We start from the raw sequence: 13,741 nt of genomic DNA, 5'->3' as shown, positions 1-13,741 counted from the left end.
GTGCAGCGGGGTCGCGTTCAGCGACATGCCGGGCGACCGGGTCGACGCCGGACCGTGCGTATCGCTCCAGGGAGCGGATGGATGCGTGGCGGGAGCGGGCCAGCGGCATCGGGGTGGAGGTGCCGTCCTCGGCGTCGTGTGTCAGGACGCTGGCCGGAGCCGGTGCAGGGTCCAGCCGTCCAGGTCCTCGATGTGGTGTTGGCGTCGGGGGAGTCGGCGAGGTCGGTCAGCTGTGAGCGGAGCAGGGAGCGGGGCCGCTTGGCGACGGGCGTTTGCTCGGGGGGTCCGGCTGCGGCGGGAGCAGTCCTCGGCGCCGCACGCCGTCACCAGCAGCTTGAGGACCTCCAAGCGGTCTGCTCGGAGTTGTCCGACCCCCTGGACGGGTCGGCGGCCTTGCGTACACGCAGCTGGCTGCCGAATCCGGCCAGAGCGGCGTATTGCCGCCAATCCTCGGTGATCTGGTCACAGTGCCCGCCTGTTTGGTCGGCGTGCGACACGCGGGCGGGCCGGGTTCGGCGGATTGGCGCGAACGCGGTGACGGTGCAGGTGATTGCACAGTATGACCGATTCGAGGGGGGCGGGGATGGCCAGCGCGAGGTGGGAATGATGGGCTTGCCATGGCACAGGCCGCGCCAAACGTTTGAGCGCGATGAGCGAACTGGGTTACGTTCCTGGCACAGCCACAGGGCCCTGACCAGGCCAAATTACTGCCGGCAGACCATCATTCGCACAGGGGGGCGAAGCCAGGCGCGGTTGCGGGCCTAAAGTGTCCAAGCCGTCGGCCGGCAACAGTTGCCTGGACTGCACCCCCCGGAACCCCCCTGGTCAGACCCGGTGGGCAAGCCTCCTCACGACGATGACACCTTTTCCTCACGCGATAGCCGAGAGGAGGAGGTCCGGCGCCACCGACAATGCGCAGTTGGCCAGTGGTGCACCAGGCGGCCACCGGCGCGGCCCTCTCGTCACGGCCCACGCCCGCGGGGCAGGATCTGGAGGATGACGGCTGAGTTGAGGGCAGAGACCGTCGTGTGCCCGTACTGCGCGGCGGGCCCGACTGACGGGCAGGCACGTACGATTGCGGTTGCGGCCGGGTGCCGCCTGACGGTGACGTGGCATGTTCTGTTTTGCCCGCACTATGCGGCTGATCGTGTCCTGGCGGGAAAAGAGGACTGATACCGGGCTCTTCTCGCCTGAGCCGCGCCGAGGGCGGGCAGGCGGCCTGACCCAGCCGGCGGAAGCCTGCCACCGCGTACCGCTCCCCGGTGGCCGATCCGGGTCCCGGGATGCCGGCGACCTCGGCCATGCACTGCTGGGGCTGGTGCTGCCAGCCGGTGACCAGGACCCGCATGCCCAGGCGCTGCTCACGCGCGCGAGGGCGACTTGATCAGACAGAAGGTGGCAGACTGGCGGCACATCGGGGCTCCGTTGGTCGGGCGACTTGGAGGTCCCCTTGATCATCGGAGCTTCGTTGCGTGCGGAACTGCCGTACTGAAGGTTCGTCACAACCCTGCGACCTGCTGATTCTCCAAGCAGGCAGTCAGCCCTGGGTCAGGGAGTGGCGATGAGTTCGCCGAGCCGCATGGCGAGCCACGGTCTGCGGCCGGAGGCGCGCATCTGGCCGCGCGCGATCGCCTTCCAGGTCGGCGTGCGCCGGAAGGAGACCAGCAGGAACGCGGTCGGCGACGCCGTGATCCTGCAGTCGTAGGCGCGTGGCGGAGCATCGCGGGCCACCGTCACCGTTCCGTCGTCGACGACGACCGCCAGCCGCGGGCCGCCCTTGATGGCGAGGTCGAAGGCAATGCTGACACCCCGTGCCTTCTCGGAATCCAGGGCCAGTGGCATCGTCGTCGGTAGTGTCTGACCGAGTGCCAGGCGCGCCTCACGCGGGCTGATCGGCCACGAAAGTCCGGCGCCGCGGGCGATGTCCAGACCGTGCACGAGGCTCTCGCTGAGCATCAGGCCTGTCACCGTCGCCAGCGTGATGTCCTGCCCGAACCAGGGCACGGTGACAGGGGTGTCCGGGGCGAGGTGCTCGGTGACCCGCAGGAACACCTCGCCCCACTCGGCGACCAAGTCGGCCAGACGGGCCCTGTCGTTGTCGCCGAAGAGGCCTATTGATGTGGCGTTCATGGCCGCAATCCGCTCGCTGAACGGCCCTTCTCCCGCCGGCAGGATGCTGTCCCAGTCCATGGACTCGTCGGCGCTGCTGGCGGAGGAGTACCCGACGTACACGGCCGAGAGGTGCGAGCCGACGTCGCCCACCGTCCACACGGGGACACCGGAGGCCGCGTCCAGGTTGGGGACATCGCGCAGCAGCCGGACGAGCCGCGGGACTACGGCACCCAGCGCGGCGCGGGTCTTCTCGTGCTCTGCGGAGGGATTGAATCCCGTGACGGTTCCCATACCACTCCCCCCTGCTGCGGACCGGTCCGCAGATTACCGCCGGGTACGACAGTTGCGACAGTGCTGTGCACACGCCGGTGTATCACCCGTGAGTGTTATGCCCCTGGTTCGGGTCTCCGGTGCTTGATCGTGACCCACATGCGTGCGATTCCGCCCGCACCGAGGGCGCCTCCGACGAGGACGACGATCCAGCCGAAGAAGTCCCCTCAGTTGATGTCATGGCCTCGACGCCAAACACGAACAACCTCACGTGCCCCGGGCCGCCGGGCTCTGTGCCGACCAGAGGCCGTAGCTATGGGTGAGCGGCCTGGATGGGGAGCGGCCAGAGTCGGACGGTGTTGTCCTCACTGGCGGTGACCAGCGTCCGTCCGTCGGGACTGAAGAACGGCTGCACCGGGATCCCGCCCCCAAGGGTGCTGCTGAGGTCTGCGGTGGTGATGCGGGTGCGGGTTGCGAGGGACCAAAACGCGAGTTTGACGGTGCGGTGGGAGATGATGACGGCGGCGATGGTCTCCGCCGTACCCCGTGGTGTCGGCGTCTTTGATGAGGTCGTCCACGAGGGTGCTGTGGGTCGGGCCGGGGCCGGGTTGCGGCGGCTGTTCGGCCTTCGGTTCCGGGGTCCGGCTGAGGGTGGTCAGGGTCGCGTGCACGGTGCGGGCGTCCGCGGGCCGCTGCTGCCGGTCCTTGGCCAGGAGCGCGAGGACGAGGTCCTCCGCCGCGCTGGGGATTTCGGGGTGGGACCCGCGAAGGGGCTGGGGCGCGCCGCCGGCCCGTGACCGAACCCGAAACCTTACGTGCGCGCCGCGCAGCTGGCCTTGACGGCCGCCGAGGTAGCTTAGATCTTCACGCGGCCCTCGTGGAGGAAGACGTTCCCCGGTTTCAGGTCGCGGTGGACGATGTCCTGCTCGTGCGCGGCGGCCAGCGCGTCGGTGATCTGCAACCCCAGCTCGACGGCTTCTCTGGCCGGCAGTCCGCCGGGCGCCTGGGCCAGCAGCTCGGCCAGGTCGTGGCCCTCCAGGAGCTCCATCACCAGGAACAGCCGGCCGACATCACGCCCGACGTCATGCACCGTGGTGATCCCGGCATGCCGCAGCCTCGCCCCGATGGTGGCTTCCCGGCGGAATCGGGCCACGGCCTGGGTGCTGTCGATGTCCTCGCGCAGGACCTTCACCGCTACGGGACGAGGTCTTGGGCGACTGCTGACCCCTGCTGACCCGGCGGCTGACCGTCCCGGTCCGGGGCGGTGGTCGCGGGGTGTGGCTGCCGCCGTCCGCGGACGCGTTGTGCCGGTACGGCGCCGAGTGGACCGCGACCCAGCTCCGCTGGGGCCTCGCGGCCGACGAAGCCGAGCGCGAGCGGCTGCTCGACATCGCGGCCGGCTGCGGCGGCACGGAGGTGGAGTTCACCCCGGCCCCGTAGGACGGGGCTGGCCGAAGGCCGGCGTCCTGTCGGGGCGGCCGCCCTGCGCGGTGCTGCGTGTGTGCCGCCGGGCCCACCCGATCGCAGGCTGGTACCCGGCGAGGAGACACCTCGCCGGGTTCAGCGGCGTGCGCGCCATGTGCCGTAGAGGGCGGCGACGGCACTGATGACGCCGGCGAATCCGGCTTCGCCGACGGTGAGGTAGGTGCCGGCGCAGGTCGCGAGGAGCGCGACCAGGACGACGGCGTCGGGGATGCGGTGCGTCCTGGGCTCCGGGGCCGGTTCGCGGGTGGCCGGAGTCCGGTCGGGGTCGGGTGTCTGCGGGGTGGTGCCGGTGTTGGTCATGACCCCAGGAGAGCGGCCTTGCTGCCGGGTTTCCCAGTGATCCGTACGGGCCCGCCCGGACCCGGACGGCCTTCCGTTTCGGCCGGCGGAGTTCGGGCCGAATGCGGATGGCACGAGGTGTCCGCAACCGTTCGGCGCAATCCGCGTACGTACGGCTGCACCGCCCTCTAGCGTGGCTTTTCCGCACAGGCAGGGGGATCGGATGGCCGTCGAGGGACCCGGGATCGAGTCGCAGGACAGTGAGGTGATCGAGGCGTACGAGGCCTCGCTGGCGGCCTTCGCCGAGAAGCTGAATCTCCTCCACATAGCCGGCGGCACCCCCTCTTACGCGGCCATCGCTTCCGCCTCGGTGCGGCCGCGCCTGACCACCACCGGCGTCAACGAGATGCTCTCCGGCAAGCGCCTGCCCTCCCTTGAGTCGCTCCTCGAGTTCGTCCGGGTCGTCACCACCCCCAGCGGCCTGGACAAGCCCGCCGCCCAGAAGTTCCGCGCCGATGCCGCCCTCGTCACCCTGTGGCGCGGGTACTGGCAGGACACCAAACTGCTCCAGCGCCGCGCCCAGCCGGCGAACCGCCGCCTGAAGGCCACGGTCCGGCAGATCCACGACGACGCCGTCCGCGAAGCCGAAGCCGTACGCACGGCCGCACACGCGGAAGCCGAACGAATCCGTGCGAGCGCGCACACCGACGCCGAGGACATCCGCGCGCAGGCCCGCCGCGACGCCGCCGACGTCCTGGGCCGGGCCAGCGAGGCAGCGACCGCCACGACCCCGGACGGGCCCGGACCGCAACGCCCCGCACGCGACATCTCACGTAGGGGTCGGCCGTTGGTCCGGGGCCGGGGAGCCGCGCTGCGCACCCGGTTACGTCCGGCGGCCGCGGTGCTGGCGGTGGGCGCGCTGGCGGTGGCCACGGTCCTCGTGGGTGACACCCTCACGGGAGATTCTGGGGCCTGCCGCGATGACGGGACTCGGGCCGGCCAGATCGCCTCCGACCCGGCGCTCCAGCGGCCCAGAGGCATCCGGCCTGCAGCGTTTGCCGTCGAACCGGCTGTGTGGCTGACTTTTCCGCCCGGCAGGGTCCCGTTCAGCATTCCGTCGGTCACCAACTCGCCGACGCCGGCCTCCTCACCGACTCCCGAGGCATCGCCGACGCCGAGCCCGTCAGCAACACCGTCGCCGACACCCTCTCCGAGCAAGACAGGCCGCTGCACGAACAAAAGCACGTGACGGGAACACCACCGCAGTGCAGCGTGGTGAGCGTTGTTCCCTGCAGACCGCCAAACTGCCCATGCTTGCGGACGAACCGCAGGCCGACGACGGGCTGGGAGCTGCGGGTGCGCGCTGGTCCATGCCAGCCACGGTCAGTACTGATGCGCGGCAGCGACCACCGGATACCGGGCACGGCGCAGCTGTCCTCGACACAGGGCGTTCCTTGATCCTCTCCGCCGCTTCGCAGCAGCGCATTGCCGTCGACCGGCAGTCTTTGCCCACCAGTCGCTGCCGGTGAAGGACCCTTTGCTGGCTATGGCAACCTGAGTGCGCGTCAACGGGTTCGCCGACGCGACGAGAACGGGGGAGTGCGTGACGGAGCGGGAAGCACCGCAACACCAGCTGACGGGGTACGCCGAGTGCCTGCGCGACGCCTGTACCACCGGGCGCCGGATGACGCGCTTCGAGCTGGAGGGACGCCGCGCCGAGGGGGAGCGGGCCGCGGAGCTCGGGCTCACTCTGCGCGTGATGATCCGCGAGCACCTGGCCGTGTCCCAGGAAGTCCTCACCCGGGTGCCGATCCAGCAGGCAGGCTCCCTGCTTGCCGTGACCGAACAGGCAGTAGACGCCTTCGTCGAAGGATACGAGCGCGCCCAGCACCAGGCCGTGCGCCAGGAGGAGGCTGCACGTCGGGAGTTCATCGACGACCTCCTCTACGGGCGCAGCGATCTCGGGAGACTGGCGGAGCGCGCAGAACGCTTCGGGCTGCGCTTCTCCCAGGCTCACGCGGTGGCCGTGGCGAGCGGACCCGAGCCGTACGGCGACGGCTACCCGGTGGCCCGCGGGATCGAGTCGGCGGTGCTGACCCGGTTCGCGGGCCGGCAGATCCTGCTCACCACCAAGGATGGGCGGCTGATCTGTGTGGCCCCCGGTGACCAGCCGGACGTGCTGGCGTTCTTCGCCAAGCAGGCGTACGCCGCCACCGACGGCGGCAAAGTGGCCATAGGCCGCTCACATCCCGGCGCCGGCGGCGTGGTGCACTCCTACGAGGAGGCGCTCAATGCCCTCGACCTTGCCGACCGGATGGGCCTGGACGGGCCGGTGCTGCACGCCGCGGACCTGCTGGTCTACCCGGTCCTGACGCGGGACCGGCAGGCGATGGTCGACCTGGTGGAAAACGTGCTGGGCCCGCTCCGTAACGGGCGCGGCGGCGCCCAGACCTTCCTCGACACCCTCACCGCCTATTTCGACAGCGGCTGCGTGGCGACCGAGGCCGCACGTAGGCTGTCGCTGAGCGTGCGGGCGCTGACCTACCGGCTGGAGCGGATCCACAGTCTGACCGGCGCCGACCCGGCCGACCCGGTCAACCGCTACACCCTCCAGACCGCGGTGATCGGCGCCCGACTGCTCGCCTGGCCCGACACCGAGGTGTGAGCCTGCGCCTCAGGGCGTGTGGTTCCTGCGGGCCGCCGTCCAGTGCTGGATGCGGCAGTGAATCCAGCGGGCACGTCGCCGAGGCCGCTCCGCGCGGCGCCGCGGCCAGCTGACAAACCGGCCCCCGATCCTCGAGGCCTCCCCAACGTGCGTCAAAGAGACGTAAAGATTGCCGACCACAGGCAATGTGCGAGTCCGCGTCCCCCTGTCAATCTGCAGTTGTCCAGCGGGAAGGCAGTGGTCAGACGGGGAAGTGCCCATGGGATTGTTTCTGGGTCTCGGCATCGGGGGAATCGTCCTGCTGGCCGCGTCGCTGGTGTTCGACGGGGTCTTCGAGGGGGTCTTCGACGGCGCCTTGGACGGACTGTTCGACGGGTGGCTGTCGCTCCCGGTGGTCGCGGGCTTCGTCTCGATGCTCGGTTTCACGGGGGCGATCGTGCTCGGGTCCACCGGGCTCGGGCCGGGAGCGGCAGCCGCCACGGGGGCCCTGGCCGGAGTAGGCGCGGGCTGGGCGACGTACGGCTTCAGCCGGGCCCTGCTACGGGACGGCGACGGCAGTGCCCCGCACCAGGCGGACCTCGTCGGTTCAGCGGGGCGGGTGGTCACCGCCATCCCGGCCGACGGCTACGGCGAAGTACTGCTGTCGCTCGGTGGCCAGCCGCTGAAGTACGCCGCGACCGCCGACGCCCCAATAGAGCGGGGGGCCGAGATCTGGGTGACGGCCACGCCGTCCATGACCTCGGTCAGCGTCCGCGCCGTCAAGCGCTGAGCGGCGCCACCAGCGCCTTTCCACCTTCCGATCCTCTTTCCATCAACCCTTGAGTCTGCCTCCTTCCAGGAGGCAGGGGGGAACCGCCATGAGTCCTGTTGTCACCGCGGTCGTGGGAGTCGTCGTACTCCTCGTCCTGCTCGCCCTCGTTGTCGTCACCCGCTACAAGGTCGCCGGCCCCAGCGAGGCGTTCATCATCACCGGACGCCGCGGCAAACGCTCCACCGATCCGGAGACTGGGCGGATATCGACCGACAACACCGGCCAGAAGGTCGTGGTCGGCGGAGGCGTGTTCGTCCTGCCCTTCGTCCAGCAGCGCTACACGCTTGACCTGTCCAGCCGGCACATCCCGATTGCCGTGCGGGGGGCGGTCACGCTGCGCGGCATCAAGGCGAACCTCGAAGGAGTGGCGATCGTCAAGGTCGGTGGCAACGAGGACGCCATCCGCGCCGCCGCCCAGCGCTTCCTGCAGCAGCAGGACGGCATCGTCGGCTTCACCCAGGAAGTTTTGTCGGGCGCGCTGCGGGCCATCGTCGGCCGGATGTCCGTCGAGGACATCATCCGCGACCGCGCCGCGTTCGCCGGGCAGGTCGCGGAGGAGGCCGAGGCGAGCCTGTCCGGGCAGGGCCTGGTCCTGGACGCCTTCCAGATCCAGGACATCACCACCGAAGGCTCCTACCTCGAAGACCTCGGACGGCCCGAAGCCGCCCGCGCCAAGCAGGAGGCCGACATCGCCGAGGCCAACTCCCGCCAGGCCGCCGAACAGGCCCGTCTCAAAGCCGAGGAGGAGATCGCGGTCGCGCAGCGCACCCTGTACCTGCGCCAGGCCGAGATCAAGGCCGAGACCGACGCCGCGACCGCCCAGGCCAACGCGGCAGGCCCGCTGGCCGACGCCGACCGGCAGCAGCAGATCCTTGCCGAGCAGGAGAAGGTGGCCGAACGGCAGGCGGCGCTGACTGACCGCCAGCTCGACACCCAGGTCCGCAAGCCGGCCGACGCCCGCCGCTACCAGGCGGAGCAGGAGGCCGAGGCGCTGCGGGTGGCCCGTGTGAAGCAGGCCGAGGCCGAGCGCCTCGCCGCCATCGCCGCCGCCCAGGCGGAGGCTGAGCGGGCCCGTCTGACGGGTGAGGGCGAGAAGCAGCGCCGCTCCGCCCTCGCCGAGGCCGAGGCCATCGAGGGCGCCAAGCGCGGTGAGGCCGAGCGCGCCCGCCGTGCGGCCATCGCCGACGCGGTACGCCTGGAGGGCGACGCGGAGGCAGCCGCCATCTTGGCCAAGGGTGCCGCCGAGGCCGAGGCCATGCAGAAGAAGGCCGACGCCTTCGAGAGCTACGGTGACGCCGCGATGATCCAGATGATGGTGGAGGCACTGCCCCAGGTCGTGGCCAAGGCCGCCGAACCGCTGTCCGCCATCGACAAGATGACCGTCATCTCCACCGACGGCGCGAGCAAACTCTCCCGCACCGTCGCCGACAACGTCGCCCAAGGCATGGAACTTCTCTCCTCCGCCACAGGTATCGACCTCGCCCAACTCCTGGGCGGCCTGACCACCGCCAAGACGTCCGCCCTGCCCGAGCCGAACTCATCCAACGGCAAGATCGAAATCGCCGGCTAGCTCGCACATCCTTGGGGCCCGCTGAGCGAGCGGGCCCCAAGACGCGAGCGCGAAGCGAGGGGGTGCCAGGTGAACTACGACCGTGAGCCGGTGTTCAAACGAAGCAAGTGGGGCACCCAGAGGTACTACTACAACCCGCGCAACCCCATCGGACTCACCCTGATCATCGTCTCCCTCCTCTTCGCCGGGACGATGATGCTCCTCATGGCGAACCGGGCAGGCCCGTTCGCACCGGAGCCCGCGCCCACATGGAGTCCGCCACGATACGCATACTCGTGGCCACCACCGGCGAGCACCCCCACACCCTGGCCGGCCCCGCTGCCCACCAGCCCGCCCGAGCCTTGAGCGGTCAATCCGCCGGTGCGTGGCCCCGAGAGCCGCCGAGCGTCTCTGAACGGTGGAGCACGCTCTCTACCCGCGTGCCACAGCCCATACATCCCTCCGGTCCGTGAGGCGACGGTCCCCTCGCGTTTGCGGAGCTGCGCTCCCCATCGCAAAGACGCAGGTCCGGCAACGACGTCTGGGGACGTCAGTCCAGGTGCGCAATCAGGTTGTGATGAACTGATGATCGTTAATTGAAAGCAGGGGGACGAATGGAAGCCGAAGACACGCCTCTGGAAGTGTCGGTTCCTGAAGACACCGCACCAGAGACGGCTGAGAAGAGGGCCCGGGACGCACGCCGCATCGAGGGATGGTCGATCGTCTGGATGCTCCTCGCCATGCTGGTCTGGGGGTGCTTCATCTTCCTGATGGTCGCCGACTACGGCCCCGAGGTGTCCTCGTACAAGGGGACCCACGCTGTGTGCCAGGGGCCGCTCGGTGACCCGTCGCCTCAGGACAGAGTCTGCCGAAGCGACGAATTGCGGCAGTGGCCCGCACTGATGGGCATCCTCGCGCTGGCGTCCGTAGCGACTGTCACCGCAGCGGCAACCATGGTGTACGCCAAGGTCCTCGCCCGCCTCGCCCACAGCGACGAATCCGGCGTACGGCCCCAAAGCTGAGGTTCCGTCTGCGTGGACACCAGAAGGCCGCCTCTGGTCACCAGACCACCGTGAAGGCATCAGCACAGCCGCCCTGAACCCCGTACAGATCACCGTATCGGCGAGAACCTGCGCGCAGCGCACTTGTCATGGGCCACCCCCAGCTGTCTGATCCGGCAAGGATCTGGCTGGTGTGACGCACGGGCCGTGGCATCGATGGCCCGACGGGGTCCCGGCCGGTCAGGGCCCGATGCGAATCTCGTGGGTGCGGTCGTTCAGCAGGGAGCCGAGCGTGGTGCGGGAGGCGAAGTCGGCCCGCTTGGCCTTACAGCGCTGCGCATCGTGGGCGTCCAGGCTGCCCAGCAGGTCCTCGAACGTTGTCGTCTGCCACAACAACGTCAGTCGCTTTGCCGGGAGAGGTGTCAGTGAGTCAGCGTTTGACGCGTCCTCGGATGGCGAGGGCGGCGAAGCCGAGCAGGACGGGTTCGGTCAGGCGTGAGGCCATCTCGATGTAGGTGCCGCGGGTGGTCAAGTTCTGGCCGGAGGAGCGGAAGATCACGGAGTTCACCACTACCCGCAGGCTTTTCTCGCACCGCTTGGTCGAGACACGCTGGTGCAGCGGACCTACGGGATTGACGGGGGTGGGTGTGTCGGTGGTGAGCCGGATGTACTGGCCGGTCACCGTCCCGGTCGACTCCGGCTTCGGATCGTTTGTGGGAAGTCCCCACAGCATCATGCCCATGACGGTGGCGGTCATTGCCAGCAGCAGCCAGGCCAGAGCCCGGGAGGCACGCAGGCCATAGCCGGACAGGGCCCAGTACCCGGTGAGCAGCCCGTGCTCCGCCCGGTTACGACGGGACCGGGCCCAGGCGGCGCATCTTCATCTCGGCGTAGTAGAAGTCGGCGGCGCCGGGCTCGTCCTTGCCATCCTCGAAGGCCTTGCGGAGCTGGCGGTAGAGCGCGGTCAGAGCGGGCGGCCTCACGGTCGAGACCCGGGCCAGGTTCGGCTACACCGCCCCCGTCGGCAGCACCGACGACGGCCGCGTCCGCCGGCTCACTGTCCACCTGCCCGCCACCTACGCCCAGCGCCTGTTCGACGCCCGCGCTCAGGGCGCCGACGACCGCGAGCTGCGCGCGAGCGTTGCCGAGGGACTGCAGGAGATCTACTTCAAGGACGGCGGAACCCGAGCCGACCAGCTCCAGGGCGAGTTCACCGACGTCGACTACTTCGACGTCAGCTTCTGACCCCCCGGCCGGGGCCGCGCCCAGCAGCGCGCCCACTGAGCCGAAGCACGAGAGTTGACACCAAGGCCGGCGTGTTGTCACGCGGGGGCGTCGGCTGGCGTTTGCACGGGGTTGGGCCGGGGCCCGCCGGCGCAGGCCAGGACTTCTGTTGCTGAGCAGTTCAGGAAGATCGTGAACACGGACGACATGTCTGCAGAGTCAATGCAACCGGTACGGAGAGGCTCTTCCCCAGCCTCCCGGAGGATGTCGACCGTGGCGGCAAGGCCCTCGATAGTGTGGCCGCGCCGAGCAGCCGTGCAGATTCGAATCGCGAACACACCCGCGTGCCGGTTGGCAGGGACCAGACCGTCCCAAACGACGAAGGCACCCCCTGCAATCAAGGCGTCACGGGCAGGTCCGCATGCCGGGGTCTGTTCGCGAAGCATGGCGATGAGGTCCTCGCGAGTCACGCTTTGGCCCGGTGACAGGAAGGCCGGCGGATCGGCTGTGGGTGACAAGTACCGTGCCTCTCAGACAGTCAGGCTGCTTCGCCCCAGATGCTTGCGCAGCCTATTCGGTGCCGCCAGTGGCAGCCATCGAGCTTTGGCGCACCCACCAGGACGCGCACTACTGAACTTGATTGGGTGATGTCGGGTGGGCAGGCTGCGTGGGGAGCCTGAGGAATGCGCTGGCCTGCCGCTGACTGGCCTGCGATCGTGAGGACGTGCCAGAACACTTGACGATGCACTCGCCGTTGCCGGACACGAAGTGGTCGGCCGGATCGATCCGGATCACGAGCCGGACGGTCCGCGCCGAGGAGATCTCGGTTCGCCTGGGGGTCGTCCCCGACGAGCAGCTCGAGCAGGGGAGCTTGATGAGTCCCCGAAACCCGAGCAGCGCCCGGCGGGAGACCAGCGTCTGGATCCGGCGGAGTGGACTGGGAAGCGACAGCCAGCTTGAGGAGCACGTCGCGGCGCTGGTCCGACTGGTCAACGGGTGTCGTGAGGAGCTGACGCGCCTGTCTGTCGATTGTGATCTGGAGCTGTATCTAGGTTTCGGCAGTGACAACGGTCAGGGAGGCTGCGTCCTGCCGGCCCACCTGCTCGCCGAGGTCGGCGGGCTGGGACTCGACGTCGTTCTCGACCTCTATCCGCCCACGTCAGAGGGGGGTGTCGTTGGGGGTGACCGTCGCCTCCGGCAATGCGGGGTCGACGGGCTCGGCGGTTAGTCGAGGATGAGGCCGGTTCCGGCAAGGCAGCCGTCGACCAGCTCCGGACGGTACTGGATCTTCTTGAGCCGACGTTTTACGGCTCTGGTGATCTGGCTGAGGTCGGCGGCGGCGAGGTTACCGAGGTCGCGCTTGACCAGCGACCAGATGCCCTCCTGCGGGTTGAGGTCCGGGCGTAGGTCGGCAGCTGGAACACGGTGAGCCACTCGGCGCTCGCGGCGATGAACTCTCGCATTTCGGCGGTCAGGTGGAGGCGGACGTTGTCCCAAACCAGCACGATCGGGCCGCCGAGCTGGGCGTGCGCGCGGACGATCAGATCGCGGAAGTCCCGCCAGCCGAAGCCCTTCGGCTCGTCCTTGCGGCCCCGGTACTCGCGTATCGCGTAGATCAGCCGGGACCGCTCGCCCGTTTTGTAGCAGGTCATACCCGCCATCGACACACGTCCGGAGCCACGTCCCCGCACCCGGACGACGGGGGTTTGGCCTATCCGGCCCCAGGTCCTGGCACGCGGCGGAGTGATCGACTGCCCGGCTTCGTCCTCGAAGACCACCCAGGCGTCGCGTTCCGCCGCGATGCTCTTACCGGCGGCCAGGTCTCCTTTCTCCAGACCTCGACCGCCTCGTCGTCGCGCTCGATCGCCCTTCGGGCGGGCTGCTGCCAGGACCAGCCGTGCCGCTTCAGCAACCGCCAGGTGCCCTCCACGGTGTACGAGACGCGGAACAGCCGACCGATCAGTGTCTTGATCCGGGCGAGTGTCCACCGCTGATCGGCCCAGCCATGTGCCAGCGGGCCGCGCTCCAACTCCCGTTCCAGCCTGATGACCTGGGCCTCGCTGAGTCGCGGTCGACCTGGCGAGCCCTTCGACAGCACCCCGTCCTCGCCCTGCTCGCGCCAGGCCCGGCGCCACCGCTCCACCGACCGCTCGCTGACCCGCAGCGCGGCAGCGATCTCGCCGTTCTTCTCCCCACGCTCGAAGCAGGCCACGGCCTGCAGCCGTAACCGCTCCCGCGTGCCCCTCTCGGCGTCTGTCAGTCCACCACCCTGTGCATACCTCACGCCCCCAGAGCTACCGGCACCAGCCACCGGGTGTCAGGCGAACGGCCCCGACATCACCCAA

At 69.5% G+C, this 13,741-nt stretch carries 14 protein-coding genes and 3 pseudogenes; 9 read left to right on the top strand and 8 right to left on the bottom strand.

Translation table 11 applies throughout. From position 1 onward, the window contains the following. Positions 1-1,548: 1,548 nt before the first annotated feature. The 3 genes and pseudogenes from OG753_RS03565 to OG753_RS03555 form a co-directional block, all read right to left on the bottom strand. On the bottom strand, positions 1,549-2,403 hold the full coding sequence (locus tag OG753_RS03565; RefSeq protein ID WP_405787074.1) for a maleylpyruvate isomerase N-terminal domain-containing protein: 855 nt from the start codon (positions 2,401-2,403) through the stop codon (positions 1,549-1,551). A gap of 292 nt (positions 2,404-2,695) precedes the next feature. Next, on the bottom strand, positions 2,696-2,797 hold the full coding sequence (locus OG753_RS03560) for a hypothetical protein (RefSeq protein WP_405787072.1): 102 nt from the start codon (positions 2,795-2,797) through the stop codon (positions 2,696-2,698). A gap of 441 nt (positions 2,798-3,238) precedes the next feature. Continuing rightward, positions 3,239-3,583 (bottom strand): annotated as a pseudogene (locus OG753_RS03555) (protein kinase domain-containing protein); the annotation flags it as partial. A 74-nt stretch (positions 3,584-3,657) separates the two neighbouring features. On the opposite strand from OG753_RS03555, the gene OG753_RS03550 reads away from it, so the two are divergent. Continuing rightward, the gene (locus tag OG753_RS03550; RefSeq protein WP_405787070.1) at positions 3,658-3,822 is read left to right on the top strand and encodes a hypothetical protein; all 165 of its coding nucleotides are present in this window, start codon (positions 3,658-3,660) and stop codon (positions 3,820-3,822) included. A 120-nt stretch (positions 3,823-3,942) separates the two neighbouring features. Here OG753_RS03550 and OG753_RS03545 read toward each other — a convergent pair whose 3' ends face one another. Then, on the bottom strand, positions 3,943-4,167 hold the full coding sequence (locus OG753_RS03545; RefSeq protein WP_405787069.1) for a hypothetical protein: 225 nt from the start codon (positions 4,165-4,167) through the stop codon (positions 3,943-3,945). A 202-nt stretch (positions 4,168-4,369) separates the two neighbouring features. Between OG753_RS03545 and OG753_RS03540 the strand changes: the two genes are divergently transcribed. From OG753_RS03540 to OG753_RS03515, 6 genes are all read left to right on the top strand, one after another. Next, positions 4,370-5,395 carry a hypothetical protein gene (locus OG753_RS03540; protein WP_405787067.1) on the top strand — a complete coding sequence of 342 codons (1,026 nt, stop codon included), beginning with the start codon at positions 4,370-4,372 and terminating at the stop codon, positions 5,393-5,395. 354 nt (positions 5,396-5,749) lie between these two features. Beyond that, positions 5,750-6,811: a PucR family transcriptional regulator gene (locus OG753_RS03535; protein WP_405792532.1), complete on the top strand. Its 1,062-nt coding sequence runs from the start codon at positions 5,750-5,752 to the stop codon at positions 6,809-6,811. Between the two features lie 259 nt (positions 6,812-7,070). Continuing rightward, a complete protein-coding gene (locus OG753_RS03530) occupies positions 7,071-7,580 on the top strand; it encodes a hypothetical protein (protein ID WP_405787065.1) in 510 nt (169 codons plus the stop codon). A gap of 88 nt (positions 7,581-7,668) precedes the next feature. Further along, entirely contained in the window at positions 7,669-9,192 is a 1,524-nt protein-coding gene (locus tag OG753_RS03525; protein WP_405787064.1) for a flotillin family protein, read from the top strand. Between the two features lie 69 nt (positions 9,193-9,261). Then, positions 9,262-9,537: a hypothetical protein gene (locus tag OG753_RS03520; RefSeq protein ID WP_405787063.1), complete on the top strand. Its 276-nt coding sequence runs from the start codon at positions 9,262-9,264 to the stop codon at positions 9,535-9,537. A gap of 248 nt (positions 9,538-9,785) precedes the next feature. Beyond that, positions 9,786-10,193 (top strand): hypothetical protein, encoded by a 408-nt coding sequence (locus OG753_RS03515; RefSeq protein ID WP_405787062.1) that lies wholly within the window; start codon positions 9,786-9,788, stop codon positions 10,191-10,193. A gap of 219 nt (positions 10,194-10,412) precedes the next feature. Here OG753_RS03515 and OG753_RS03510 read toward each other — a convergent pair whose 3' ends face one another. Both OG753_RS03510 and OG753_RS03505 read right to left on the bottom strand, forming a co-directional pair. Further along, positions 10,413-10,565 carry a hypothetical protein gene (locus OG753_RS03510; protein WP_405787060.1) on the bottom strand — a complete coding sequence of 51 codons (153 nt, stop codon included), beginning with the start codon at positions 10,563-10,565 and terminating at the stop codon, positions 10,413-10,415. A 37-nt stretch (positions 10,566-10,602) separates the two neighbouring features. Further along, a pseudogene (locus tag OG753_RS03505) lies at positions 10,603-11,155 on the bottom strand (pentapeptide repeat-containing protein); the annotation flags it as partial. Between OG753_RS03505 and tpg the strand changes: the two are divergent. Both tpg and OG753_RS03495 read left to right on the top strand, forming a co-directional pair. Continuing rightward, a pseudogene (tpg, locus tag OG753_RS03500) lies at positions 11,133-11,417 on the top strand (telomere-protecting terminal protein Tpg); the annotation flags it as partial. The pseudogenes OG753_RS03505 and tpg overlap by 23 nt on opposite strands. Positions 11,418-12,138: 721 nt before the next feature. Beyond that, positions 12,139-12,624, top strand: coding sequence for a DUF4279 domain-containing protein (locus OG753_RS03495; protein ID WP_405792530.1), 486 nt, complete (start codon positions 12,139-12,141; stop codon positions 12,622-12,624). Positions 12,625-12,700: 76 nt separating this feature from the next. On the opposite strand, the gene OG753_RS03490 is transcribed toward OG753_RS03495, so the two are convergent. Together OG753_RS03490 and OG753_RS03485 are read right to left on the bottom strand one after the other, a co-directional pair. Beyond that, positions 12,701-13,174: a transposase gene (locus OG753_RS03490; protein ID WP_405787059.1), complete on the bottom strand. Its 474-nt coding sequence runs from the start codon at positions 13,172-13,174 to the stop codon at positions 12,701-12,703. Continuing rightward, entirely contained in the window at positions 13,108-13,680 is a 573-nt protein-coding gene (locus OG753_RS03485) for a winged helix-turn-helix domain-containing protein (protein WP_405787058.1), read from the bottom strand. The genes OG753_RS03490 and OG753_RS03485 overlap by 67 nt, the downstream gene beginning before the upstream one ends. Positions 13,681-13,741 lie beyond the last annotated feature (61 nt).

Source organism: Streptomyces sp. NBC_00029, from assembly GCF_045160505.1.
Lineage (GTDB): Bacteria > Actinomycetota > Actinomycetes > Streptomycetales > Streptomycetaceae > Streptomyces.
Note: the sequence above shows the minus strand (reverse complement) of the source record. Positions and strands in the feature narration are given on the sequence as shown.